This is a genomic window from Rhodopseudomonas sp. BR0G17, from assembly GCF_010907025.1.
Lineage (GTDB): Bacteria > Pseudomonadota > Alphaproteobacteria > Rhizobiales > Xanthobacteraceae > Rhodopseudomonas > Rhodopseudomonas palustris_H.
The window spans coordinates 1-24,046 of sequence record NZ_QUML01000023.1 but is presented as its reverse complement, the minus strand read 5'-3'; the positions used below and the strand labels follow the sequence as shown (position 1 = coordinate 24,046).

Here is a 24,046-nt window from a genome sequence, read left to right as displayed (position 1 = left end):
TTGCCTTTGGCGCTGCAGTCACACGGGAAGAATCTCGACGCCGCGCTGTCGCGCCGCTTTTCTCATCTGGCTGTCGAAGGTGAAGAGCGGAAGATTCCTGACTTCGGCCAGTCGGACATAGAGCTCATCGTAATAGGTCAGTCCGGAATCCAGCGCCCTACGGACCGCACCGGCGACTTCGTCAAGTTCCGGAGGTGATTGCGTGATCACCTCGAGAATCTTCAGGTTGTGCAGCGCGTATTCGAGCTTGTCGGAAGGGAGCCGACCACGACGAACGTTCGTGGTAAGCGCATTGCCGATTTCAGCATGCCAATGCGCCGGGACGACGAATTGCTGGTCCGCCAAGCTTTCAAACACCTCATCGTTGGTGAGGTGCTCGCGCTCATCCAGAAACATCGCCAGGGCGGCGGATGCATCCATGACGATCAACGGCGTCCCTCGTTGATCCAGCTCTTGATCTCGTCGTGGGTCGGATTCAGTTTGAGGTCGCGCGCCAAGCTGCGCAAGTTGCGGATCGCCTGACGCCGTCGCGCGATCGTATCGGCCGACAGCTCATTACTCGCCTGAACCAGCCGCGCGACAGGCTTGCCGTGCCGCGTGATTGTCACTTCGGCGCCGTTTTCGACCTCGTCGAGAAGGCTCGACAGGTGGGTCTTCGCTTCGAAAATGCCGACCTGCTTCATGAAGACAAACTAGTCTGGTTAGACTAGTTCGTCAAATCAAGCCGGCATTGTCTTGAAGCCCGCAGCTACTCCGCCGCCTGGCTGGAGTGGCCGAGCCGGGCATTGAGCTTGTGGATCAGCTCCTCGGCGGCGTCGGCGATCACGGTGCCGGGCGGGAAGATCGCCTCGGCGCCGGACTTGACCAGCGCGTCGTAGTCCTGCGGAGGGACCACGCCGCCGACGATGATCATGATGTCGTCGCGGCCCTGCTTCTTCAGCGCGGCCTTCAGTTCCGGCACCGCGGTGAGATGCGCGGCGGCGAGCGACGACACGCCGAGGATATGGACGTCGTTTTCGACCGCCTGCCGGGCGGCTTCCTCCGGCGTCGCGAACAGCGGCCCGATGTCGACGTCGAAGCCGATGTCGGCGAATGCCGAGGCGATCACCTTCTGGCCGCGGTCGTGGCCGTCCTGGCCGATCTTGGCGACCAGGATACGCGGGCGACGACCCTCGGCGTCCTCGAACGCATCGATCAGTGCCTGCACCTTCTCCATCCGGTCCGCCATCGATGCGACCTCCCGCTTGTAGACGCCGGTGATCGACTTGATCTCGGCGCGATGCCGGCCATAGACCTTCTCGAGCGCGTCGGAGATTTCGCCGACGGTGGCCTTCTTGCGCGCGGCGTCGATTGCCAGCGCCAACAGGTTGCCGTTGCCTTCCGAAGCCGAGCGTGTCAGCGCCGACAACGCGGCGTCGACGTCGGCCTGGACGCGCTCCTTCTTCAACCGGCCGAGCTTGTCGATCTGCAGCCGGCGCACTGTCGAATTGTCGACCTTGAGCACGTCGATCGGAGCCTCGTCGGTCGGCTTGTACTTGTTGACGCCGATCACCGACTGCCGGCCGGTGTCGATGCGCGCCTGGGTCTTGGCCGCGGCTTCCTCGATGCGCAGCTTCGGCACGCCGGCTTCGATCGCCTTGGCCATGCCGCCGAGCGCTTCGACTTCCTGGATGTGAGCCCAGGCCTTGACGGCGATGTCGTGGGTCAGCCGCTCGACATAGTACGAGCCACCCCACGGATCGATGATCCGGGTGGTGCCGCTCTCCTGCTGCAGGAACAGCTGGGTGTTACGTGCGATTCGAGCGGAGAAATCGGTCGGCAGCGCCAGCGCTTCGTCGAGCGCGTTGGTGTGCAGCGACTGGGTGTGGCCCTGAGTGGCCGCCATCGCTTCGATCGTGGTGCGCATCACGTTGTTGAACACATCCTGCGCGGTCAGCGACCAGCCGGAGGTCTGGCAGTGCGTGCGCAGGCTCAGCGACTTCTGCTGCTTCGGGTCGAACTGCGTCAACAGCTTGGCCCACAGCAGACGCGCCGCGCGCATCTTGGCGACTTCCATGAAGAAGTTCATGCCGATCGCCCAGAAGAACGACAGCCGCGGCGCGAACTTGTCGACGTCGAGACCGGCCGCGATGCCGGCGCGGACGTATTCGACGCCATCGGCGAGCGTGTAGGCGAGCTCGAGGTCCTGCGTCGCGCCGGCTTCCTGCATATGATAGCCGGAGATCGAAATCGAGTTGAACTTCGGCATCTTCTGCGAGGTGTAGGCGAAGATGTCGGAGATGATCCGCATCGAGGGCACCGGCGGATAGATGTAGGTGTTGCGCACCATGAACTCTTTCAGAATGTCGTTCTGAATGGTGCCCGACAGCTTCTCCGGGGAGACGCCCTGTTCCTCGGCGGCGGCGACATACAGCGCCAGGATCGGCAGCACCGCGCCGTTCATGGTCATCGACACGCTCATCTGGTCGAGCGGGATGCCGGCGAACAGCGTGCGCATGTCGTAGATCGAGTCGATCGCCACGCCGGCCATGCCGACGTCGCCGGCGACGCGCGGATGATCGGAGTCGTAGCCGCGGTGAGTGGCGAGGTCGAACGCCACCGACAGGCCCTTCTGACCGGCGGCGAGGTTGCGGCGATAGAACGCGTTGGAGTCTTCAGCGGTCGAGAATCCGGCATATTGCCGGATCGTCCACGGCTGGTTGACGTACATGGTCGGGTAGGGGCCGCGCAGGAACGGCGCGACGCCCGGCCAGGTGTCGAGAAAATCGATGCCGGCGACATCCGCCTCGGAGTAGCCCGGCTTGACCAGAATGCCTTCGGGCGTCAGCCACGGCTGGGCCTCACCTGCAGGGGCAGGGGCGGCGGTGGGCTGGAATGCGATCTCGGCGAAGTTCGGAATCTTGCTCATTTTTATCTGATCTCACTACAGCCCATCGTAGCACGGCTGCCGTTTCTCGTCATTTCGTCGGGTTAATCGTGGTCCGGCTGCTGATAGCTGAACACTTGTGCCAGCCTGTCGGGCCCGTAGTTCTGCAACGTGGTCTTGCTCGGCAGGTTCGCGATCGTCCCGGTCCAACCGAGCCTCGCTTCGGTGCCGTATTGCATGGTCGGGACCACCCGGTCCGGCCGATCGAAGGTTCCGGTCAGGATCTCGATGCTGTCGGAGAACTGCAGCCGATAGCCCAGCGGGGTGCCGCAGTCCTTGCAGAAGTCGCGCTCGGCGACCGAGGAGGAACGGAACGACGCAGGCTGGCCGCGGGTCCAGGCAAAGTTGTCCTTGGCGACCTCGGCCATCGAGGCGAACGGTGCCCCGGTCGCCTTCTGGCACATTCGGCAATGGCACAGCGCCGTGCTCAGCGGCGGGGCCGACAGCGCGTAGCGGATCGCGCCGCACTGGCAGCCGCCGGAGAGCACCGCTTTGCCGGTCCCCGTCATGCCGCTTCGATGCCCTTCCAGGCGTCGCTGAGCGTCGCCAAGGCGTCGCCACCGGCGAACACGAACTCCTGCACCCCGGCTTCGCGCAGCGCGCTCTCCTGCTCGCCGGGGCGGCCGGCCAGATAGATCCGCTTCGCGCCCGCGGCGCGCAGCGCCTGGGCGGCCGCGGCCGCATAGGTCGGGTAGGCCTTGTCGGACGAGCACAGGCACGCGAACGCCGCACCGGATGCCTTGAAGGCGTCGGCGAGTGCAGCCGCCTCGGTGAAGCCCTCGCTGTCGATCGCCTCGATGCCGCCGGTCTCGAAGAAGCTCTTGGTGAAGGTGGCGCGCGCGGTGAAGTCGGCCGGCGTGCCGAGATTGGCCAGGAACACCTTCGGCCGCGACGCCTTCGCGGCCAGCACGGCGTCGGATTTGTCGCGCAGGCTTTCGAACGGGGTCGCCAGACGAATGGGCGTCAGCGCCGTGAAGCTGATCTTCGCCTCACCGGCGGGCGGCACCGCGGCCGGCTTGACGTCGAGCACCTTGGCCTGTGCCTCGTGCAGGTTCGGGAATTCGGAGGCGCCGGTCAGAACGTCGCGACGCTTGGCGATCGCCTTGTCGCGGGCCGCGCGGCTGGCCGCGACCTTCGGCTGGATCAGGCCGGCCTGCAGTGCGGCGAGCGCGCCGCCGGCACGTTCAATCTCCTGGAACTGGGTCCAGGCGGCGTCGCACAGTTCCTTGGTCAGCGCTTCGATGCCGCCGGCACCCGCAGCCGGATCGGCAACCTTATCGAGGTTGGACTCTTCCAGCAGGACCAGCTGCGTGTTGCGGGCGACGCGGCGGGCGAATGCGTCGGGCAGGCCGAGCGCCAGCGTGTGCGGCAGCACCTGCACCGAATTGGCGCCACCCAGCGCGGCGGCGAAGGTCGCCATCGTGGCGCGCAGCATGTTCACGTAGGGGTCGCGCTGGGTCAGCATCCGCCATGCGGTCTCGGCGGAGACGAACAGCGGCTTCGGCGTCACGCCGCAGGCCTGTTCGATCCGCGCCCACAGCAGCCGCAGCGCGCGGAACTTCGACAGCGTCAGGAACTGATCGGCATCCGCGGACAGATGCGCGTAGATCATGCCGCGGGCGGCATCCAGCGCGACACCGGCGGCCTCCAGCGCGCGCAGATAGGCGACGCTGCAGCCGAGCACGTAGGCTAGCTCCTGTGCCTCCGAGCCGCCGGCATCGTGGATCACGCGGCCGTCGGCGACCAGGAACGGGCCCTTGAAGCCGGCGCTGGCGAGGCCGGCGGCGACGTCGCCGAGGCCCTTGGCGATCTCGCTCCACTCGGTGGCGCTCGCCCCCTGCACGGCGCGAGCGCCGAGCGGATCGATGCCGAAGCGGATGTCGCAGGCGGCCGGATCGGTGCCGCGGCTCTTGATCAGGTCGGCGAGGTGGCGGACCACGTCACAGGATTGCGGCGGGAACTGCAGTTCGATCGCGATGCCGGCGTCGAGGTGGACACCCTCCAGCACCTGCGCGATCGCTTCCTGAGTGGCCGGCAGACCGAAGCCGCGCGCGCCGACGCTGCCCGCGAACACCAGCGTCAGGCCGGTGGCGCCGTTTTCGAGGTCCTGCAGAGCCTGCTTGTTGGCTTCCTTCGGCTCCGGGTGATCGACCCGCTGCATGATCCGCCACGGCGCCGCGGGAGCGCGGCCGGCGATCGGGGCGGCGTTGCGCGCCCGCACGTAGATCGGATCGATCTGGATGCCGTCGTAGCTCTTGCTGATCAGCTTCTCGAACGGTGCGCCCTTCAGCACGCCGTCGACCAGCTTGCGCCAGTCTTCATAGCCGGCCGGGGCGAAATCGGCGGCGAGCCGCAGCTCTTGGTTTGCAGAAGACATCGGTGAAATCGAACTCCCAGAATACCGGAACGTGATTTGGCCGGAAAATGCCACGTGCGGACGGCGATGCCAAACGGTTGTTTGAGGCAATAAGGACGAGATTGCGCCCTGTGCACTGCGGCGGACCGTGTTGCGGGATATTCCCAGAAGCGGCGGCTCAGCCGCGGTCCGGCAGCCGTTCGATCCCGGCAGTCGACAGCCCGGCGAGGGCATCTTTCAGCGAGCGGCCGGCGATCACCTGGTCCGGCACGATGTCGAGCAGCGGCACCAGCACGAAGGCGCGCTCGAACAGCCGCGGATGCGGCAGCGTCAGGTCCGGCCGATTGATCTCAGCGTCGTCATAGGCGAGCAGGTCGAGATCGAGCGTCCGCGGACCCCAGCGCCGTTCGTTGGCGCGGTCGCGACCGAAGCGCTTCTCGATCTTGTGCAGCGTGAACAACAGCGCGTGCGGATCGAGCGCGGTTTCGATCGCCACGCAGGCGTTGACGAAGCGGTCCTGCTGCTCATCGCCCCACGGCGGCGTCGCGTAGTCCGGGGAGCGCGCGATCAGTTCGGCCTGCGTCATGCCGCAGATATTGGCGATCGCTTTGTCGAACGTGGCGCGAACGTCGCCGACATTGCCGCCGAGCGCGATCAGGGCGCGCGGCATCTCAGCTCCGTCTGCGGGTGATGATCACCCCGACGTCGTCGAAGATCGCCGGGATCGGTGCGTGCGGCTTGTGCACCGTCACCTTCACCGCGGTGATCTTGTCGAAGCTCGTCAGGATCGCATCGGCGACCGCGCCAGCCGCGCGCTCGAGCAGCCGGTAGTTGGCGTCCTTGAACGCCGCGGTGGTACACGCCACCACGTTCGAATACGACACCGTGTCGGAGAGCCGGTCGGTGCGCGAGGACTCAGACAGATCGGCGGTGAGTTCGAGATCGATCACGAAACGCTGGCCGACTTCGGTCTCGTGCTCCATCACGCCGTGGCGGGCGTGCAGCACCAGGCCGGAAATGAAGATGGTGTCGTTCATCGGCTGTCCCTGATGGCGTGGGCGACTTTCAGTGCCTGTGAGGTCGCGGCGACGTCGTGCGCGCGGATGATTTTGGCGCCGTTCTCGACGGCGATCAGATGCGCGGCGAGCGAACCGCCGAGCCGCTGCTTCGGTTCGCTCGGCACGATCGTACTAATAAAGCGCTTGCGCGAGGCGCCGATCAGCAGCGGGCGGCCGAAGCTTGAGAACTCGCGCAGCCGTGCCAGCGTGATCATGCTCTGCTGCGGCGTCTTGCCGAAGCCGATGCCGGGATCGAGCACGATCAGCTCCTCGGCGATCCCGGCCTTGGTGGCGATCGTCAGCGAGCGCTCAAAGAACCCGTTGATGTCGGCGACGATGTCGATGGCTGGATCGGCGGCGTCGCGATTGTGCATCACGATCACTGGGGCGCGGCGCGCAGCGACGACGCCGGCCATCTCGGGATCGCGCTGCAATCCCCACACGTCGTTGGCGATCGCGGCACCATGGTCGAGCGCCCAGGCGGCGACTTCGGCCTTCATGGTGTCGATCGACACCGGCGTGCCGAGCGCGACCACCGCTTCCAGCACCGGCTGCAGCCGCCGCAGCTCTTCGGCCGCGGTCACCGGCTGCGAGCCGTAGGGACGGGTGGACTCGGCGCCGATGTCGATGATCTCGGCGCCATCCGCGATCATCTCGGCCGCATGGGCACGCGCCTGCTCGGGGGCGAGATAATCGCCGCCGTCGGAGAACGAGTCCGGCGTGACGTTGAGAATGCCCATCACCGCCGCGGCGGGACGCGCCAGCAGATCGCGCAGCTGTGGCGGGTTGGCCGGAGCGGCGGGCGATGCGGTCAGCGATGGGGAAGCGGTCATGCGCCAGCGCTTTGCGCGGTCCGCGAAAGCCTGTCAAGCGGCGGGCTGCGCCGGCGCGCCGGACCTTAGTAGGTGATTTTCAATGGCAGCTTGCGCGCCTGCTCGATCAGTTGACCGACTTCTTTCTCGGAGGGTAGCGCGCGCACCAGTTTGCGCTTGAGATTGGCCTCTTTCATGTTCTGCGCCAGCCGCGCCGGATTGCGGTGGGTGAACTCGCGCAGCGTCGAGACGCCGGCGGCGCGCAGCAGATCGGCCTTCGCCTTGCCGAGACCGGGAACCCGCATGCAATCGGCGAGGTTGGCCCATTGCAGCAATTGCTGCTCGGTGAGGCCGGTCTTCGCGGCGAGCGCCTTGCGGCCCTTCACGGTCCGGGCGGCTTCGAGCAGCGCTTCGGTGGTGCGAATTCCTACCGATTTCAATTTGCTCGCGGCAACCTCGGTGATGCCGTCGAGCTGAGCGATTGGATATGTCATGGCACTCGATACTAGGTTCAGGTGAACTGGCGGAGGCCGGGCGTGCCTTCGATGATGGCGCCCATCTTCTCCGCCCCAATTCTGTCGCGACCGGCTTTGAACAGTTCGCGGGCGATCGTCTGGATCTGGGACATGCCGAGGCCGAGGCCGAGCAGCTTCGTCCCCATCGCCATCACGCCGCCGCCGATCAGGCGGCTCAGCCCGCCACGCGAGGAGCCTGCCGCTTCGATCGCAGCCTCGGCACCCGGAATGCTGTCGATCAAAGCCTGGACCGGCTCCTGCGGTCCTTCATTGCGGAGAAAGGCGAGAATGATGCCGATGGTCTTGTCGGCAACAGATTTCTCCAGACCGGCCTTGTCGGCCAGTCTTTCAATCAACTCGTCCATAACGCCCCCGCCACGCCGGTTCTTATCACCGGTCCATGTTCTAAAATCATCCTGATCCGCTCCGCAACGAAACACAAGCGACCCTCGTCATCGAGTCGACGACTCGGCGGCATTTCGCTCCGCAAGTGTTGCAACATTGCAAAGGCGACGACGCGAGATATGCTGCTGGGGCAGCGCGAAGCCACGCATCGAGCGTCGTTTGCGCGCGGTAGGGTGAATATCGCGCCAACGTCTCGCCGCGATCATCGTTGAATGGTTCCATTGTGATTGGCAGGATGAGTGTTGCGCCGGGCGATCGATCGCCGGTTGGAATGTTCTGTGCGAGGAAACGAAGAAATGGCGGCGAGCGGCATCGCGAGCGGTGATACCGAAGACAAGATTTTTATCGGTAAGGGCGAACAGCCGGCGTGGTTGACGTTGGCGCTCGCCAATCGCCACGGCCTGGTCACCGGCGCCACCGGTACAGGCAAAACGGTGTCGCTGCAGGTGATGGCGGAAGGCTTCGCCCGCGCCGGCGTGCCGGTGTTTGCGGCCGATATCAAAGGCGATCTGTCGGGCATCGCCGAGGTCGGCGAGGCCAAGGACTTCATCCTCAAGCGTGCCCAGGAGATCGGGCTGAAATTCCAGCCCGACCAGTTCACCACGGTGTTCTGGGATGTGTTCGGCGAGCAGGGCCATCCGGTGCGCGCCACCGTCTCCGAGATGGGACCGCTGCTGTTGTCGCGGATGCTCGATCTCAACGACGTGCAGGAGGGCGTGCTCAACGTCGCATTCCGTGTCGCCGACGACATGGGCCTGCCGCTGATGGACATGAAGGATCTGCGCGCGATGCTCGATGCGATAGCGCCGATCGCGCAGAAGGTGGCCGAAGCCGGCGACGTCAATGCCGATATCCGCCAGGCCGCGCAGTCGCTCGGCAACGTCACCAAGCAGACCGTCGGCACCATCCAGCGTCAGCTTCTGGTCCTGGAAAACCAGGGCGGCGAGAAGTTCTTCGGCGAGCCGGCGCTGCAGCTCAAGGACTTCATCCGCACCGACAGCCAGGGCCGCGGCCTCGTCAATATTCTGGTCGCCGACAAGCTGATGACCAATCCGCGGCTGTACGCGACCTTCCTGCTGTGGATGCTGTCGGAGCTGTTCGAGGAGCTGCCGGAAGTCGGCGATCCCGACAAGCCGAAGCTGGTGTTCTTCTTCGACGAGGCGCACCTCTTGTTCAACGACGCGCCGAAGCCGTTGATGGACAAAATTGAACAGGTGGTGCGGCTGATCCGCTCCAAGGGCGTCGGCGTGTACTTCATCACCCAGAACCCGATCGACGTGCCGGACCGGGTGCTGGCGCAGCTCGGCAATCGGGTGCAGCACGCGCTCCGCGCTTTTACGCCGCGCGACCAGAAGGCGGTGGCGGCCGCGGCCGACACTTTCCGACCGAACCCGAAGCTCGATACGGCCAAGGCGATCACCGAGCTCGGCAAGGGCGAGGCGCTGGTGTCGTTCCTCGAAGGCAACGGCACGCCGGCGATGGTCGAGCGCGTGCTGGTGCGGCCGCCGTCGGCGCGGATCGGACCGATCACGCCGGAAGAGCGCAAGGCGATCATCGCCGCGAGCCCGGTGCGAGGCAAATACGACACCGCGGTGGATTCCGAATCCGCCTACGAGAAGCTGCGCGCCCGGATCGACGGCAAGTCAGCGAATGAAGATGCGGCACCGGGCGAGGGCGGCATTCTCGGTCAGCTCGGCGGGCTGTTCTCGACCGTGTTCGGCACCAACACGCCGCGCGGCAAGCTCACCACCGGCCAACTCGTCGCTCGCAATGTTGCCCGCACCGTCGCCACCACGGTGGTCGGCGGCGTTGCCGCCGAGCTCGGCAAGAAGGTCGGCGGCTCGCTCGGCAGTTCGGTCGGTCGCTCGATCGTGCGTGGCACGCTCGGCGGAATGCTGCGACGGTGAGGCGAGAGGATCGCAGGTTTGCAGACGCGCGCTGCATCCTGACGTCTTCATAGTTCGAGCTATTTGCCTATCATGCGTCATGGCCGGGCTCGTCCCGGCCATCCACGTCTACCGGCGGTGCCTGCCGCAAGACGTGGATGCCCGGCACAAGGCCGGGCATGACGAGTTCACACGAGGAACACAGCATGTCCGCCAGCTCTCACGTTCAAACGGTGCTTGCCCGCGCCGATGCCGATTTCGACTCCGCGCTGCAGCGGCTGTTCGCACTGCTGCGGATCAAGTCGATCTCGGCCGATCCAGCGTTTGCGGCGGACTGCAAGGCGGCGGCGGAGCATCTTTGCGCCGACATCGCGTCGATCGGATTTGATGCCGAGGTAAGGCCGACCGCCGGTCATCCGGCGATCGTGGCGAAGGCCAAGGGCAACACCGGCAACCGGCCGCACGCGCTGTTCTATGGCCACTACGACGTGCAGCCGGTCGATCCCCTGGAGCTGTGGCATCGGCCGCCGTTCGAGCCGGTGATCGCCGACCATGCCGACGGCCGCAAGATCATCGTGGCGCGTGGTGCGCAGGACGACAAAGGTCAGCTCTCGACCTTTATCGAAGCCTGCCGGGCGTGGAAGGACGCCACCGGCGAACTGCCGATCGACCTGACCATCGTGATCGAGGGCGAGGAGGAGGTCGGCTCGAAGAACTTCGTACCGTTCCTCGATGCGCATAAGAAGGACCTCGCCGCCGACTTCGCGCTGGTCTGCGACACCGGAATGTGGGACCCGGCGACGCCGGCGATCACCACCTCGCTGCGCGGCCTCGTCTATGAAGAGGTGAAGATCAAGGCGGCGAACCGCGATCTGCATTCCGGGGTTTATGGCGGCGGCGCGCAGAATCCGATCCGGGTGCTGACGCGGATTCTCGGCGGCCTGCACGACGAGCACGGCCGCATCACCATTCCGGGCTTCTATGACGGCGTGAAGGATCTGCCGCCGGAGATCCTGGCGCAGTGGAAGGGACTGAACCTGACCGCCGAGAGTTTTCTCGGCCCGATCGGGCTGTCGATTCCGGCCGGTGAGGACGATCGTCTGTTGATCGAGCAGCTGATCTCGCGACCGACCTGCGACATCAACGGCATCGTCGGCGGTTACACCGGCGAGGGATCGAAGACCGTGATCGCGGCGGAAGCCTCTGCCAAGGTGTCGTTCCGCATCGTCGAAGGGCAGGACCCCAACAAAATCCGCGATGCGTTCCGCGCTTATGTCACCGCCCGGCTGCCGGGCGATTGCCGCGCCGAGTTTCTCGATCACTCCAACGGCGCAGCGATCGCGCTGCCGTGGGACATGAAGCCGCTCACCGCGGCGAGCCGCGCGCTGACCGAGGAGTGGGGCAAGGAAGCGGTGCTGATCGGCTCCGGCGCGTCGATCCCGATCGTCGCCGATTTCAAGCGTACGCTCGGGCTCGACAGTGTGCTCATCGGCTTCGGTCTCGACGACGACAACATCCATTCGCCGAACGAGAAGTACAACCTCACCAGCTTCCAGAAGGGCATCCGTTCGTGGGTGCGGATTCTCGGTGCGCTGGCTGACGCGCCGCGCTGAAACCGTCGCGTCAGATCGTCACCTCGCATTGCGCGAGGCCTGCTCTGGATTTGCGCCACTGCGCGCAAATCCAGAATCTTTCCAAATCGGTTCCATGGCTGTTTCGCTCCCGCGTGGTGAGTAGCAAACTGCGCGAAGCCGCGATGCGCCAAGGTGTTCCTTGGCGCCCGGCTCGCCGCGTTGCGTTCACCGGCGTGATACTGAGCGGAGAGGTCGCTTACTAGACTCGTTCTAAGTGCCGGGCGCTTGCGATGGCGTGCGTATATCAATTCTAAATCGCATCCGTTGCCTCACCATCCCTCATCTCCTACCCGGACACCAACGAGTGACCGGGGGCGTGGTGTGAGCAACTTCAAGGCCAGCAACAATCGTTTGTATCTGGGCGTCGCGACCGGCGTGCTGACGCTGTGCGCGGCCGGCCTCGCGCCATCCTCGGCGCCTGCCCAGGAGTCCGAAGCGCGCGTGTTGCCGCCGGTCTCGGTCGATGCGCCGCAGCAGCGTACACGGTCGACCACACGCACCGCGCAGCCACGCGCCACGCCGCAGCGCGCCGCGCGGGTAGCGCCGCGCCGCGCCGCCGAGCCGCCGCCCCCACCGGCCGCGCCGCCGACCACGATGGGCTCGACCCGCACCATCGGCGCGCCGGCGCCGGCCTATGCGGGCGGCCAGGTGGCGCGGGGCGGCACGCTCGGCCTGCTCGGCGCGACCAGCGTGATGAACACGCCGTTCTCGACCGTCAACTTCACCTCGCAATTGATCGAGAACCAGCAGGCTCGCACCGCCGCCGACACGTTGATCAACGATTCCTCAGTGCGGCTGTCGACCGGTAGCGACGGCTTCGACGACACTTTCATCATCCGAGGCTTCGAGGTCAGGGCGACCGACGTTGGCCTCAACGGTCTGTATGGCCTCGCATCGTCGCAGCGCGTTCCGGCCCAGATCATCGAGCGGATCGAGTTGCTCAAGGGTCCAGGCGCGCTGATCAACGGCATCGCGCCGAGCGGAGCCGTCGGCGGCGGCATCAACATCGTCACCAAGCGTGCTACTGACGAGCCGTTCTCGCGACTGACGCCGTTCTTCATGAGCGCGGCGAATTACGGACTGCATCTCGAGACCAGCCAGCGGTTCGGCGCCAACAAGGAGTGGGGCGTTCGCTTCAACGGCGTTGGTCGTAACGGTGAAGCCTCGATCAGAGACGGAAATTTCCAGTCGGGTCTGGGTGCGGTGGCGATCGACTATCGCGGCGATCGGCTTCGCTGGACGCTCGATCTATTCTCGCAAAACGACAACACCGACAACTTCCGCCCGCAGATCGGCCTGCTGCCGACCGCCACTGCGATTCCGGCGCCGCCTGATGCACGCAGCAACTGGTATCCCGACACGAGGCTGCGCCAGAAGGACAACACGGCCGCAACCGCTTTGGAATACGACCTGACCAACTGGCTGACCGCCTATGCGGGCGTTGGCTATCGTGATGGCTCGAACTACCAGACCTTCCCGCGCTCGGCGACGGCGGTGGATGCGCTCGGCAATTTCAACGTCCAGAATACGTATTACGATTCTTACACCAAGACCGTCAGCGGCAATGTCGGCTTCCGGTCGCGGTTCGACACCGGCTTCATCGGCCACAAGCTCAACGTCGCCTATACCGGGTTCTTCCAGGAGGCGGGCAACGCCTACATCCAGGGCGGCACCACCGCGTCGAACATCTACAACCCGGCGCCGCTGCCGGCGGTGACGTCGGACCGCTACGCGCCGCGGCACGCCTCCGACAGCACGCTGACCAGCGTCGCGGTGGTCGACACCATGTCGTTCCTGAACGAGTCGGTGCTGCTGACGCTCGGCGGCCGTCATCAGATGGTGAAGCAGGAGAGTTACGCCACCACCGGCACCAACATCGGCGCGTTGACCTCGACCTACGACGCCAGCGCCACGACACCGCTCGCCGGTATCGTCGTCAAGCCGTGGACCAACGTGTCGCTGTATGCCAACTACGCCGAGGGTCTCACGCGCGGCACCATTGTCGGCGGCAACTTCTCGAACGCTGGCACGATCCTGGCGCCGTACAAGTCGAAGCAACAGGAGGCCGGCGTCAAGGTCGACTGGGGCACCATCACCACCACCGCAGCGGTGTTCCAGATCGCCCGTCCGAGCCTGATCACCACGGCGGCTAATGCGCAGGCCTACGACGGCGAGCAGCGCAACAGAGGCCTGGAGCTGAACGTCTATGGCCTGATCCTGCCCGGGCTGCGCGGCATGGCGAGTGCGACGTTCATCAATCCCGAACTGACCAATCCGACCGACCCGACGCAGCGCGGCAATGCCGCGGCCGGCGTTCCTGACAGGACGTTCTCCGCCGGGCTCGACTGGGATACGCCATGGGTCAGCGGGCTCGCGCTTAACGGTCGAGTGATCCACACCGGCAGCGCCTATCTCACCACGGCCAACACGCTGAGCTTCCCGGGCTGGACCCGTCTCGATATCGGCGCGCGCTACACCACGACGGCACTCACCGGCAAGCCGGTCACCTTCCGCGCCAATATCGAGAACGTTACTGGCGAGACCTATTGGCTCACCACCGGCACTTACGTCACCGTGGGTGCGCCGCGCACCTATCTGCTCTCGGCGGCGTTCGATTTCTGATCGAACGCGCGCAGCGCACGCAACGACTTCATGCCCGGCCTTCGTGCCGGGCATCCACGTGTCGGAGGCCTGTCGTCCGGCACGCGATCTTCAAGCCAACAAGGAGCACGACATGAACAAGCTCTCTCTCGCGATCGTTGCGCTGCTCGGCGCCGCCGCGTCCGCGCAGGCGCATCAGATCTGGATCGAGCAGGCGGACGGCCAGGCCGTGGTCCGGTTCGGCGAGTTCGGCGAGAATCTGCGCGAAGCCTCGCCCGGGCTGCTCGATAAATTCAGCAAGGTCACCGGCACGCTGTTGTCCGCCAAGGGTGAGCAGAAGGCGGAGGCGAGCAAGACCCCGAGCGGGTTCAAGCTGCCGTTCGCCGCTGCGGCCGGTGACAGCATCGTGGCCGAGGACGCAAACTATCCACTGTACACCTGGAAGCAGCAGGGTAAGGACGTGCGGAATTGGTTCTATCCGGCCGCGCGGCTGATCACTGGCTTTGCCGCGCAGCAGCCGAAGCTGGTGCTCGACCTGGTGCCGACCGGGCAGCCTGGCCAGTTCAAGCTGGTGTTCAAGGATCAGCCGAAGCCGAAGACCAAGGTCACGCTGACGACGCAGTCGGGTTGGGCCAAGGAAGCGCACACCGACGCGCAGGGGCTGGTCAGCTTCGACATGCCGTGGAAGGGCGTTTACGTCGCCGAAGTCAGCCTCAACGACAAAACCGCTGGCGAGCGCTTCGGTGCCAAGGGGGCGGAGCCTTATGATGCGGTGAGCTACGCCACCACCGTCACTTACGAGAAGGCCGACGGCCTGCCGCCGCTTCCGCCCGGTCCGCCGGCGACGCCGGCCGCGCCGAGCAAATGACCGCGCGGGTACATCGCGCGCGGACGATCGGTCCGTTGATCGCGCGCATCGTCGCGGCGGCGGCCGGCGGCTACGGGATCGCGGCGCTGCTCAGCGTCGCAGTGCTGGCGCTGCCGATCAGCAAGCCGCAGGCGGTGCTCACGGGTCAATTGGCGAGCTTCGCGGTGTGTACGGCTGTGGTGATCTGGGCGTTCGCGGCGCGGAGCGCGCTGAGAGCATGGATCGGCCTAGCCGTCGTCGTCGCGGTGCTGGCGCCGCTGGCGTGGTTTGCTTCCTGAGGGGGCGCATCGCGTGACCAAGCATGATCGACAAGCCGCCCATCGCGGCATCCGGCAGAGCATGTCGGGCTTGCACACCTGGACCGGGCTGCTGCTCGGCTGGGTGCTGTATGCGATGTTCCTCACCGGCACCGTGTCGTTCTTCAAGGAGGAACTGTCGCAGTGGATGCGGCCCGAGTTGCCGCGCGTGATGCAGGCGCTGGACCCGGCGGTGGTGGCGCAGCGTGTCGCCGATGAAATCGGCCGGATTGCGCCGAGCGCGACGCAGTGGAGCATCAAGCTTCCCGAGGGGCGCAGCAACAGCGTCTATGCGTTCTGGCGGCTTCCCGTCGCGCAGGATGCGCGTGGCTTCGGAGAAGGCCACTTCGATCCGGTGACCGGCCGTCAGGTCGAAGCTCGGGGGACGCTTGGCGGCGACTTCTTCTACCGCTTCCATTTTCAGTTTTATTACATGTCGCCGTTCTGGGGACGGCTGCTCGCCGGTCTCGCGGCGATGTTCATGCTGATTGCGATCGTCGCTGGCGTGATCACCCACAAGAAGATCTTCACCGACTTTTTCACCTTCCGCTGGGGCAAGGGCCAGCGCTCCTGGCTCGACGCGCACAACGCGTTGTCGGTATTCGGCCTGCCGTTTCATGTGATGATCACCTACACCGGGCTGGTGACGTTGATGGCGCTGTACGTGCCATGGGGCGAGCGCGCCGCCATCAAGACGCCGGCCGAGCGCCAGCAACTGATGGCGGAGCTCAATGCCTTCATCCCGCCCGGCAATCCCGCCGCAGACGCGGCGCTGCTCGGCTCGATCGAAGCGATGGTGCGGCAGGCGCAGATGCGCTGGGGCACGTCCGATGTCGGGCGCGTCAACGCGGCCAATCCGGGCAACGCGGCAGCCCGCATCGCGGTGACCCGCGGCGATGCCGGGCGCGTCTCGATGAGTCCCGACTACCTGGAATTCGATGGCGTCAGCGGCAAATTACTCTCTGTGCATGATCGCGTCGGTGCGGCGGCCGAAACCCGCGGCGTACTCTACGCGCTGCACATCGGACGGTTCAGCGACCTCGAGACCCGGTGGCTGTACTTCATCGTCAGCTTCATGGGCACCGCGATGGTCGGTACCGGCCTGGTGATGTGGACGGTGAAGCGGCGGCAGAAGCTGCCTGATCCGGAGCGGCCGTGTTTTGGATTTCGCCTGGTCGAGCGGCTCAACATCGCCAGCATCGCAGGACTCTCGATCGCCATGACGGCGTTCCTGTGGGCGAACCGCCTGTTGCCGACTGCGATGGCGGACCGGGCGTTCTGGGAAATCCATGTGTTCTTCATCGTCTGGGGGCTGACCTTGCTCCACGCACTGCTGCGGCCGGCGCGGGCGGCTTGGGTCGAGCAGCTGTGGGCGGCCGCTGGATTGCTGGCGCTGATCCCGGTGCTCAACGCCATGACGACCCAGCGTCCGCTGTGGCACAGCTTCGCGGTCGGCGATTGGGTGTTCGTCGGCACCGACCTGATGTGCTGGATGCTGGCACTGCTGCACGCCGTGCTGGCGATCCGCACCGCGCGTCAGGGCGCGCGGGTTCGCCCGCCGCGCAGCTTAGCGAAGCGCGACGCGCTCCCAACGATGTCGGGCGAGGCGGCGACATGAGCCACGCGCTCGCTCAAGCCCTGTGTCTGCTGGGCTTCGCTGCATTCGCATTCGCCATGCGCCGGCCGCAGCATGAGATCCTGCGTCGCTCGCTGCGGCGGCCGGTGGTGATCGCCCTGCGCGCGATCGGTGCTTGCTTGCTGACGCTCGCGCTTGCCGTGCTGGTGGACGTATCCGGTTGGGGCTTCGGCCTGGTCAAATTCAGCGGCCACACCACGCTGGCGGCCGCTCTGGTGTACTGTGCGCTGATCGGCTACGGCCGCCGGGTCGGATTGCGCCAGTGAGCCCGCGACTCCGCCCCCCTTCGCTCGCGGTCGCCGGCGCCTAGGCCGAACGTACCGAGCCTAGGAAGTCGGCGACTTCCCGCCGCAGCACGTTGCTGTCGTTCGCCAGCGACTGCGCCGCAGCGAACACTTCGCGCGAGGCGCTTTCGACATGTTCGGCGCCGCGCTGCACCTGTTCGATGCTGGTCGCGACATGGACGGTCTCGCTCGCAGCTTTCGCCACGTGGTCCGACATGGTCCGCGTCTCCAGCCCCTGCGTCTCGATCGCGGCCGAAATGGTCGCGATCGTTTCCGAGACCCGTTCGATCAGGCCGACGATCTGGTCGATCGAGCCGGCCGACGAACGTGTCGCTTGCTGGATATCCGCGACCTGCCGCTGAATATCGTGCGTCGCCTTGGCGGTCTGCTCGGCAAGGGCTTTGACTTCGAAGGCGACCACGGCGAAGCCGCGCCCCGCGTCGCCAGCCCGTGCGGCTTCGATGGTGGCGTTCAGGGCGAGCAGATTGGTCTGGCGGGCGATGGTCTGGATCATCCCGACGATATCGCCGATGCGATCGCCGGCGCGCGCGAGCTGCAGCACGTGCTCGCTGGTTTGCCGTGTTTGCCGCACGGCTGCGGCCGTCATCGTCGTCGACTCCTCGATCCGCCGGCCGATGTCGTCGACGGAGGCGAGGAGTTGCTCGGCCGACGCCGCAACTGTGCCGACACAGGCGCTCACCTCGGACGAGACCGACGCTGTCGCGATCGTGAGCTGGCGTGACGTCTCGGCGGTGTGGGTGAGCGAGCCCGCCGATGACTCAAGCGAGCTCGACGCTAGAAACACGGTTTCGATTACCTTGCCGACCGCGACCTCGAAGCCGTCGGCGAGCTTGTGCATGCCGTCCCTGCGGCGCTCGGCCTCGATCTGCTGCTGCGCGATCTTAGCTTCAGCCTCTTCGCGCGCGGCGCGCTGCGACGCTGCCTTGAAGGCTTCGACAGCGCGCGCCATCTCGCCGATCTCGTCGCGCCGCTCCAGTCCCGGCAGCACCGCGTCGAAATCCCCAGCGGCGAGCCGCTGCATGGCCGCGGTGGTCCGCGTCACCGAGCCGGCGATGCGTTGACCGACCAGGAGAGCGAGTGTCGCCACGCCCAAGGTGACGCCGCCGATGATCCAGTTGAGCAGTTTTCGGACTTGGGCCGCGCTCGATTGGGAAGCCCGATAGCGCGCCTCTGCGCTCGTCATCAGCGCGTCCAGCGTCGGCCGGGTGCGCGCGAACACCGAACCGAAGTCTTCGGTCTCTTCGTTCAGACTCTGTTGGCTGACCATGAAAGCGAGGAAGCTCGATTTGTAGCCGCCGATCAGCGTCGTTAGCTCCTTCTTCTGGTCGGCGGCACGATCGCTCTTGGCCAGCGCGCCAGCGAAATCGGAGGCCCGTTCGATCAGATCGTCCCCGTCCTTCTCGCGGCCCTTCTGGATGAAATCCTTCTCCAGGCGACGCATCGTCAGCATCAGCACCGACAGGCGGGGATCGTCGATCTCAGCCAGCTTCGCTTCGAGCCGCCTGGTCGCTTCGCGCAGCTTGCCCTGCAATCCGTCCTGCTCGGTGAGACCGAGCACGCGTTTGGCCGACAGCAGATTCTGGAAACGTGTGAGATAGAGATTGAGGCCCGTAAGCAGTGCCGTCGATTGCTTCGCCGCCGCGTCGCTGTCGGTTCGGCCGAGCCGCTGCTCGATGTCCTGGAGCCGGTGCTTGGCCGCCGTCGCGACCGCCTCGTGCTTTGCGATCAGCTTGTCGTCCGACGTGCGCAGGAATTCGTTGGCGATCAATCCCGCCTGCAGGTAGTCGGCCGACAGCTGCATGACGTCAAAGCGCAGCGCCACGCTGGCTTCCGATCTGCGCTCCGCCTCGGCTGCCTCTCTCAGCCCGAGCAGGCAGGCGGAGCCGACCAGGGCGACGCCGATCAAACCGAGCACTGCGATCTTGAAGCGGAGACCGATCTTGATGCGGTTGAACAGAGATTTCAGAACGTGTTTCGAAGCGGAATACAACTGACGCATCGGGCAACCGAGGTTGGTGACAGTTTTGCGAAGGTTATTTTCTTCGCGAGTCGCCATCTGTTAGTTGGCGGCGGCGCACCCATGGACGGCAGAGACCAACATTCGGTAAATCTACGAGGTGGAATTTTCAGAAGCAGAGATATCTTTCGAGGAGCGATTACTTGCGCGCGCGGCGCGACGTTGATGAGCGCGATGGTGGTGATGAAAAGCGCGGCGTAATAATTACGTCACAAATCGATGTCGGCGCCGATGGTCGCGTGCCGACGCAAAAACGCCGCCCGGAATTGGGCGGCGTTTGAATTCCAATAGCGTAGAGGGTGATGCGGAGAGGATAGCATCGCCTTTGCAGATTTCAACCGCGCGTTCAGCCGTCATTGCGAGGAGCGAAGCGACGAAGCAATCCAGCTCGGTATGCTGAGCCTCTGGATCGCTTCGCTGCGCTCGCGTGACAGTGTTGGCCCGCTCAGCTCCGATAGCTCGGATCGATGCGGTCGAGTTTGCGCAGCAGCGGCGGCCACACCAGCTTGGTGGAGCGCAGCTCCATCGCGTCGCGATTGGCGATCAGGTCGTGGTTCTTGTCGATCACCATTTGCTCGAGCGGGTAGGCCGTCGGGCCGAGCATCTTGGTGCGGACCTGCATCGTGCAGGAGCGCTCGAGATGATACATCCGCTCGAACGCGGAGGCGACAGTGCGGCCCACGGTCAGCGTGCCATGATTGCGCAGCAGCATGTGGTTCTTGTCGCCGAGGTCGCGCTGCAGCCGGGGCCGCTCGTCGTGATCGAGCGCGACGCCTTCATAGTCATGATAGGCGAGGTCGCCGGTGACGAAATGCGCGGTCTGGTTGATCGGCAGCAGGCCGTCCATGCAGCTCGCCACCGCGGTGCCGTCCGGGGTGTGCAGGTGAATGACGCAGCCGGCGTCCTCGCGGACCTCATGGATCGCCGAATGGATGGTGAAGCCGGCCGGGTTGATCTTGTACGGGCTCTCGGTGAGCTGGTTGCCGTCGAGATCGACCTTCACCAAGCTCGAGGCGGTGATCTCGTCGAACATCAGCCCGTAGGGATTGATCAGGAAGTGATGCTCGGGGCCAGGCACCCGAGCCGAAATGTGGGTGTCGACCAGATCGTCCCAGCCGTACAGCGCGACCAGGCGATAGCAGGCGGCGAGGTTGACCCGCTGCTCCCACTCGGCCTCGGTCATGTCGGAGGGGACTTCTCTCAGGCGTGCGGCTTCGGCTGGGGACATGCGCTTCCTCTTCGGTGTGGGCGCCGTTGCCCGGCGCGTTGACTTGGCGGAAGCCTAGTGCTGCGAATGCCTTGCAGCAAGCGCCGACCGGAGCGCAGCAGGCATGTGGCGGGGCGGTGCCCCAATCCTGCCGGGAAGGCGGCAGGGTCCGCAACCGCGGCGCCAACAAGTTGTTCGCAAAGGCCTGAGGCGATTGCCGATCTGGGACGGATGACGCTATCGTAACGCGGGCTACCGAGGCGCTCCGCCCCGGAGTGGAGTACAGCATGATATTGCTTCTGGTCGCCGGCATCGTCTTCCTGCTGGCCGGAGCGGCGTCGATCATCGTCGGCGTCCCGGTCAAGGAATTCAGCTTCGGCAACACGTTGATCCTGTCCGGCGTGATCGGCTTCTGCACTGGCGCGCTGCTGCTCGGCCTGTCGGCGGTGATCCGTGAGCTGCGGTCGATCGGCGCCGGCCTCGGCACCGAGGACATCGAGACCAGCGTCACCCGGGCTCCGGAGCGGACCGCGTTTCCCCAACCGCCGGCTGCGGGCGCCGACAGTGATGCCTTGTTCCCCGGCGACCGGTCGGAGCCGTCCGCGCCGCCTCAGCCGCTCTCGCCCGCTGCTGAGCCCGCAGGCGTGATGCCCTGGCAGGAGGAGGCCGCAGCGCGCGACCGGCTGCGCCAGCGGGCTGCGGCGCCGCTCGAGATCAAGCCACCACCGCCACCGCCTTCTGCGCCGCTCGACACGTCGTCGCCCGAGCCCGAGGACGAGCAGACGCCGCCGAAGCGGCGCAATCTGTTGTTCGCCTCGTCCCGCCGCGAGCGGGAGCGCGCGGCCCAGGCCGGCGGCGAGGCGCCGTCCGGCGACCTGTTGGGAGGCTCAGCACGCAATTTCGAGGATGCCTGGCCGCGCAAGCGGTCCGCAGCGGGTGGTGACGAGACGCCGCCGCCGCCGGAACGGTCCGGCCTGCTGGAGCCGACGCCGGCTCCGCGCAGTGAGGAGATGCAGCAGGTCACCGTGCTGAAATCCGGCGTGGTCGATGGCATGGCCTATTCGCTGTATTCCGACGGTTCGATCGAGGCGCAGATGCCGGAAGGCATGATGCGGTTCGAGTCGATCGATGAATTGCGCGAGCATCTCGAACAGCGCAGCTAAGGCGCGGGTTCGTCTGTTGGTCTACCTTGCTGGACTGCACCACCCTAAATAGACTTCGGTATTGGCAAGGTTAGATTCGCCGCGCGGCGGCGATCTGCAAAATACCACCGAGTATCCCAACAATTTGACCAACGCGCCCGCGGCCTGCCGCGCGGCGCGTTTCGAACCGACGACGAAGGACGGCCGATGAGTGACACCCCAGGCAAGAGCTACATCGAGCTGACCGCATCGATCGTCTCGGCTTATGTCAGCAACAATGCGACCCAGGCGAGCGAGATCCCGGCGCTGATCGGTCAGGTCCACGCCGCGCTGCAGCGGCTGTCGGCCGGTCGCCCCGAGGTGGCGCCGCAGGAGCCGGCCAAGCCGGCCGTTCCGGTGAAGAAATCGGTGACGCCGGAATATCTGATCTGCCTGGAAGACGGCAAACGCTTCAAGTCGCTGAAGCGGCATTTGCGTACGCAGTACAAGATGACGCCGGAGCAGTACCGCGAGAAGTGGGGACTTCCCGCGGACTACCCGATGGTGGCACCGAACTACGCGGTGGAGCGCTCGCAACTGGCCAAGAAGATGGGTCTCGGCCAGCAGCGCCGCCGGCGGAAGTAATCCGCCGTCAAGCCGAGAAGCCGGCGTCAGCGGTGATCATCGCACCGGTGATCAGGGCTGCGGACGGACTGGCCAGGAACGCGACCACGGCGGCGATCTCCTCAGGCTTGCCGTAGCGCCCGAGCGCCGTCAGGGCGCGGAGCTGGTCGGCCTGTTCGCCACTCGCCGGGTTCATGTCGGTGTCGATCGATCCAGGCTGCACCAGATTGACGGTGACGCCCTGCGGCCCGAGCTCGCGCGACAGGCCGCGCGTGAATGCGTGCAGCGCCGACTTGGTCATCGCATAAACGGTCGAGCCGGCGAACGGCACCCGCTCGGCGAGGGTCGAACCGATCGAAATGATCCGTCCGCCCTGTCCGAGGTGAGGGATCGCGGCTTGCGACGCGAGCACCACTGCGCGCACGTTGATGTTCAGCAGCGCATCGATGTCGGCGAGGCTGAGCTCGGTGATCGGACCGACGCGGCCGATACCGGCATTGTTGACCAGGATGTCGAGGCCGCCGAGCTTGGTCGCAGCCTCGTCGACTGCGGACTTCAAGGCCGCCGGATCAGCGCTGTCCGCCTGAAGCGCGAAGCCGCGACGTCCTTCGCCCTCGATCACGCGCACGACCTCGGCGGCGCGTTCGGCTGAGCGCTCATAGGTGATGGCGACGTCCGCGCCCTTGGCGGCCAGTTCCTTCGCAATTGCGGCGCCAATGCCGCGCGAGGCTCCGGTGATCAGCGCCCGCTTACCCGTCAGCTCAACCATGTCATCCTCTTTTTTTGTAGTAATCGATATATAATTCGTAGGCGAATTGCCGGAGGTCGGCAAGCGATTTATATAGCGATTAATGCAGAAATCAGATCAGCCCTTCGACGATCGCCCCGCACGGCCGCGCGGAAGGCCGCGGGCATTCGATCGGGAGCGCGCGCTGGCAGAGGCCACCCGGCTGTTCTGGATCAAGGGTTATGAGGCGACCTCGATCGCCGACCTGACCGAGGCGATGGGAATCGGCCCGCCAAGCCTTTACGCCGCATTCGGCTCCAAGGAGGCGCTCTACGCCGAGGCGCTGCGACACTACGAAGCGAATTACGAGCAACTGGTCTGGGGTCGGTTCCACACTGCGCAGACCGCGCGCGAGGCGCTGGAAGCTTTTCTGCTCGACTCCGCTTCCGCGCTGACCGGGGCGCCTGACGATCATCCGCCCGGCTGCATGGTCACGTTGTCGGCCGTGGGCAGCGAAGGACACGCCGAACTAGGCGAGATGGTGCGCAGCGCCCGTGCGGTCACGCTGCAGCGCCTCGAAGCGCGCTTGAGCGAGGCCGTTGCGGCGGGAGAGTTGCCGGCGTCGTCCGACATCCATGCGGTTGCCCGGTTCTATCAGGCCGTCCAGGCCGGCATGTCGATCCTGGCCCGCGACGGTGCCAGCCGTGCCGAGCTGGCGGCGGCGGCCCGCCATGCTCTGACGCACTGGGGCGCATGATGGCCGCGCGGGTTGCTGGCTGAGGAAAAAAATCCGATCCTGCGTGTTTGATGCCCTTGCGGCGCCGGTCTCGTTGTGGGAATATTTTCTTAGATCAAGCTCTAGGAAAGGTCGGACCGAGATGCAGGTCAAACGTCGCGGACGGAAGTCCACCACACCACGCGCGCAGGGCAGGGCCGAAGTCGACGGTTTTCGTGCCAGTCATCTGGATCTCACGGAGCGCGACATCATGACGGCCGACGGGCTAGCGCGCGTCACGATGGACGACAGTGAAAGCCCGCTGGCGTGGCTGGCC

At 65.7% G+C, this 24,046-nt stretch carries 24 protein-coding genes; 11 read left to right on the top strand and 13 right to left on the bottom strand.

The window, feature by feature from the left end; all coding sequences use genetic code 11:
* Positions 1-18 precede the first annotated feature (18 nt).
* The 10 genes from DY467_RS17295 to DY467_RS17250 all read right to left on the bottom strand — a co-directional run bounded on the left by DY467_RS17295 (position 19) and on the right by DY467_RS17250 (position 8,032).
* Positions 19-420, bottom strand: coding sequence for a type II toxin-antitoxin system VapC family toxin (locus DY467_RS17295; protein WP_246701567.1), 402 nt, complete (start codon positions 418-420; stop codon positions 19-21).
* A 5-nt stretch (positions 421-425) separates the two neighbouring features.
* On the bottom strand, positions 426-683 hold the full coding sequence (locus DY467_RS17290) for a type II toxin-antitoxin system Phd/YefM family antitoxin (protein WP_164637756.1): 258 nt from the start codon (positions 681-683) through the stop codon (positions 426-428).
* 65 nt (positions 684-748) lie between these two features.
* A complete protein-coding gene (gene scpA, locus DY467_RS17285; protein ID WP_164637754.1) occupies positions 749-2,908 on the bottom strand; it encodes a methylmalonyl-CoA mutase in 2,160 nt (719 codons plus the stop codon).
* Between the two features lie 62 nt (positions 2,909-2,970).
* Complete coding sequence (locus DY467_RS17280; protein WP_164637752.1) at positions 2,971-3,435, bottom strand: GFA family protein; 465 nt, start codon at positions 3,433-3,435, stop codon at positions 2,971-2,973.
* Entirely contained in the window at positions 3,432-5,303 is a 1,872-nt protein-coding gene (locus DY467_RS17275; protein WP_164637750.1) for a methylmalonyl-CoA mutase subunit beta, read from the bottom strand. Before DY467_RS17275 ends, DY467_RS17280 begins: the two co-directional genes overlap by 4 nt.
* 157 nt (positions 5,304-5,460) lie before the next feature.
* Entirely contained in the window at positions 5,461-5,952 is a 492-nt protein-coding gene (gene folK, locus DY467_RS17270) for a 2-amino-4-hydroxy-6-hydroxymethyldihydropteridine diphosphokinase (protein ID WP_164637748.1), read from the bottom strand.
* A gap of 1 nt (position 5,953) precedes the next feature.
* Positions 5,954-6,319 (bottom strand): dihydroneopterin aldolase, encoded by a 366-nt coding sequence (folB, locus tag DY467_RS17265; protein ID WP_107343809.1) that lies wholly within the window; start codon positions 6,317-6,319, stop codon positions 5,954-5,956.
* Positions 6,316-7,173 (bottom strand): dihydropteroate synthase, encoded by an 858-nt coding sequence (gene folP / locus DY467_RS17260; RefSeq protein ID WP_164637746.1) that lies wholly within the window; start codon positions 7,171-7,173, stop codon positions 6,316-6,318. The genes folB and folP overlap by 4 nt, the downstream gene beginning before the upstream one ends.
* Positions 7,174-7,238: 65 nt before the next feature.
* Complete coding sequence (locus DY467_RS17255; protein ID WP_012495381.1) at positions 7,239-7,646, bottom strand: DUF4332 domain-containing protein; 408 nt, start codon at positions 7,644-7,646, stop codon at positions 7,239-7,241.
* Positions 7,647-7,663: 17 nt separating this feature from the next.
* The gene (locus DY467_RS17250; protein ID WP_164637744.1) at positions 7,664-8,032 is read right to left on the bottom strand and encodes a DUF2267 domain-containing protein; all 369 of its coding nucleotides are present in this window, start codon (positions 8,030-8,032) and stop codon (positions 7,664-7,666) included.
* A 336-nt stretch (positions 8,033-8,368) separates the two neighbouring features.
* Between DY467_RS17250 and DY467_RS17245 the strand changes: the two genes are divergently transcribed.
* The 7 genes from DY467_RS17245 to DY467_RS17215 all read left to right on the top strand — a co-directional run bounded on the left by DY467_RS17245 (position 8,369) and on the right by DY467_RS17215 (position 17,259).
* Complete coding sequence (locus DY467_RS17245; protein ID WP_164572694.1) at positions 8,369-9,979, top strand: helicase HerA-like domain-containing protein; 1,611 nt, start codon at positions 8,369-8,371, stop codon at positions 9,977-9,979.
* Positions 9,980-10,164: 185 nt separating this feature from the next.
* Positions 10,165-11,571, top strand: coding sequence for a M20/M25/M40 family metallo-hydrolase (locus tag DY467_RS17240; RefSeq protein ID WP_164637742.1), 1,407 nt, complete (start codon positions 10,165-10,167; stop codon positions 11,569-11,571).
* Positions 11,572-11,913: 342 nt separating this feature from the next.
* The gene (locus tag DY467_RS17235; protein ID WP_164637740.1) at positions 11,914-14,214 is read left to right on the top strand and encodes a TonB-dependent receptor; all 2,301 of its coding nucleotides are present in this window, start codon (positions 11,914-11,916) and stop codon (positions 14,212-14,214) included.
* 112 nt (positions 14,215-14,326) lie between these two features.
* Positions 14,327-15,061 carry a cobalt ABC transporter substrate-binding protein gene (locus tag DY467_RS17230; protein WP_164637738.1) on the top strand — a complete coding sequence of 245 codons (735 nt, stop codon included), beginning with the start codon at positions 14,327-14,329 and terminating at the stop codon, positions 15,059-15,061.
* Complete coding sequence (locus DY467_RS17225) at positions 15,058-15,339, top strand: DUF3649 domain-containing protein (protein ID WP_164637736.1); 282 nt, start codon at positions 15,058-15,060, stop codon at positions 15,337-15,339. Before DY467_RS17230 ends, DY467_RS17225 begins: the two co-directional genes overlap by 4 nt.
* A gap of 61 nt (positions 15,340-15,400) precedes the next feature.
* Complete coding sequence (locus DY467_RS17220; protein WP_164637834.1) at positions 15,401-16,975, top strand: PepSY-associated TM helix domain-containing protein; 1,575 nt, start codon at positions 15,401-15,403, stop codon at positions 16,973-16,975.
* Positions 16,972-17,259, top strand: coding sequence for a DUF3325 domain-containing protein (locus tag DY467_RS17215; protein ID WP_107355001.1), 288 nt, complete (start codon positions 16,972-16,974; stop codon positions 17,257-17,259). The genes DY467_RS17220 and DY467_RS17215 overlap by 4 nt, the downstream gene beginning before the upstream one ends.
* 40 nt (positions 17,260-17,299) lie before the next feature.
* On the opposite strand, the gene DY467_RS17210 is transcribed toward DY467_RS17215, so the two are convergent.
* The gene (locus DY467_RS17210; RefSeq protein ID WP_164637734.1) at positions 17,300-19,297 is read right to left on the bottom strand and encodes a methyl-accepting chemotaxis protein; all 1,998 of its coding nucleotides are present in this window, start codon (positions 19,295-19,297) and stop codon (positions 17,300-17,302) included.
* 161 nt (positions 19,298-19,458) lie between these two features.
* Between DY467_RS17210 and DY467_RS17205 the strand changes: the two genes are divergently transcribed.
* The gene (locus DY467_RS17205; RefSeq protein WP_164637732.1) at positions 19,459-19,596 is read left to right on the top strand and encodes a hypothetical protein; all 138 of its coding nucleotides are present in this window, start codon (positions 19,459-19,461) and stop codon (positions 19,594-19,596) included.
* 164 nt (positions 19,597-19,760) lie between these two features.
* Here the strand turns inward: DY467_RS17205 and DY467_RS17200 are convergent, their stop codons facing one another.
* Positions 19,761-20,543: a class II aldolase/adducin family protein gene (locus DY467_RS17200; protein ID WP_107355003.1), complete on the bottom strand. Its 783-nt coding sequence runs from the start codon at positions 20,541-20,543 to the stop codon at positions 19,761-19,763.
* A gap of 266 nt (positions 20,544-20,809) precedes the next feature.
* Between DY467_RS17200 and DY467_RS17195 the strand changes: the two genes are divergently transcribed.
* Both DY467_RS17195 and DY467_RS17190 read left to right on the top strand, forming a co-directional pair.
* On the top strand, positions 20,810-21,685 hold the full coding sequence (locus tag DY467_RS17195) for a DUF2892 domain-containing protein (RefSeq protein ID WP_164637729.1): 876 nt from the start codon (positions 20,810-20,812) through the stop codon (positions 21,683-21,685).
* A 186-nt stretch (positions 21,686-21,871) separates the two neighbouring features.
* Positions 21,872-22,288 (top strand): Ros/MucR family transcriptional regulator, encoded by a 417-nt coding sequence (locus DY467_RS17190; protein ID WP_011157358.1) that lies wholly within the window; start codon positions 21,872-21,874, stop codon positions 22,286-22,288.
* 7 nt (positions 22,289-22,295) lie between these two features.
* Here the strand turns inward: DY467_RS17190 and DY467_RS17185 are convergent, their stop codons facing one another.
* On the bottom strand, positions 22,296-23,036 hold the full coding sequence (locus DY467_RS17185) for a 3-oxoacyl-ACP reductase family protein (RefSeq protein WP_164637727.1): 741 nt from the start codon (positions 23,034-23,036) through the stop codon (positions 22,296-22,298).
* 82 nt (positions 23,037-23,118) lie between these two features.
* Between DY467_RS17185 and DY467_RS17180 the strand changes: the two genes are divergently transcribed.
* On the top strand, positions 23,119-23,751 hold the full coding sequence (locus tag DY467_RS17180) for a TetR/AcrR family transcriptional regulator (protein ID WP_164637725.1): 633 nt from the start codon (positions 23,119-23,121) through the stop codon (positions 23,749-23,751).
* Positions 23,752-24,046: the final 295 nt, after the last annotated feature.